We start from the raw sequence: 1,149 nt of genomic DNA, 5'->3' as shown, positions 1-1,149 counted from the left end.
CTCATGATTTCCTAATTAAGAACGGTAAAGATAAAAAATCTGATAAATAACTAATTATGAGAGGGGAGAAATTTTTGTGTATGATAGGAGGCATAACTAAACAACATCATAAAAAAAGGAGTTATGCCATGCTCAATTGTCAATTACTTCCAGCAAAAACTCAAGAACTTTTTAATATCATCAAATCATTTGATATAAGACAACTTTCTAAGGAAGTCGGCTTTATAGAAAGAGTGCGTAAGTTATGTCCTGAAGCTCTTATTATGGCTCTTTTAACTTTATGTTCGATTCGAAATGTTTCAGACGGTCAAGATAATGGCTTTGATATTTGCGAAATAGCCTCTTATTACAACTTATACATTGAAAAATATCCTGAGCTTGGTGGTGCAAAAGTCTCTGCAAAAGATGTTGATTTTCAAATATATAAGCCAGGATTAACCGTTTTGATGCGTACGGTCTTTGAGAAGTTATTAAAACATCCTTTTGATTCAAATCGTGAAAAAATATGTGAGCTTAAATCTGAGCTATCTAATTGTTTAGGATTTGAGATAAGCGATATAGTCTTACATGATGGCTGCTACAAAATAGTACATAGCTCTCTATGCAATGATTTTCCTGCTACAAGAAAATCGTCATCAAAGCAATCAGCTCAAATGGGATTGCAAACAGCCTTAAGTCTAACTGCCGAGACTATAACCTCTTTAACAATAACTAGCGCAACAGCAAATGAGCGTAACTATCTAGTTTTTCAAAAAGGGTGCATCCATATTTGTGATGCAGGATTTATAAAGTATGAATTGTTCGATGAAGCTACAAAGGCAGGAGCATTACTTATTATTAAGGGCTACTCAAATACTTCGGGTACGATTTTAGAAGCAAAAGTAAATGGAATTATTGATAAAAGCTTAGTTGGAAAAACAGTTAAAAGCGTTAAAAATTTACCAGAAACCCTCAATATTGATATGAAGGTTGCTCTTAAAGGCAAGGATAAAACTGCCTTTGTGGATTCTAAGGGCAATACAAAAATGATGCAAAACAATATTATTGTTCGCATAATAAGATTTTTTGATCCTCATAAAGGTAAGTGTGGCTTTATTTTAACCAACATACCATCCTGTGTAACAGGCAATATCATAAAGGCTTTACTAA

At 33.2% G+C, this 1,149-nt stretch carries 1 protein-coding gene; it reads left to right on the top strand.

Annotated features, from left to right (window positions below):
* Positions 1–128 precede the first annotated feature (128 nt).
* Positions 129–1,149, top strand: a 1,021-nt coding sequence (locus MXE38_RS12365; RefSeq protein WP_246915518.1) for a hypothetical protein, incomplete at its 3' end; no start/stop codon positions are given.

Origin of the sequence: Anaerobiospirillum sp. NML120448, from assembly GCF_023050945.1 — a bacterium.
Lineage (GTDB): Bacteria > Pseudomonadota > Gammaproteobacteria > Enterobacterales > Succinivibrionaceae > Anaerobiospirillum.
The sequence above is the reverse complement of the archived record's forward strand: the minus strand, read 5'-3'. Positions and strand labels throughout refer to the sequence as shown.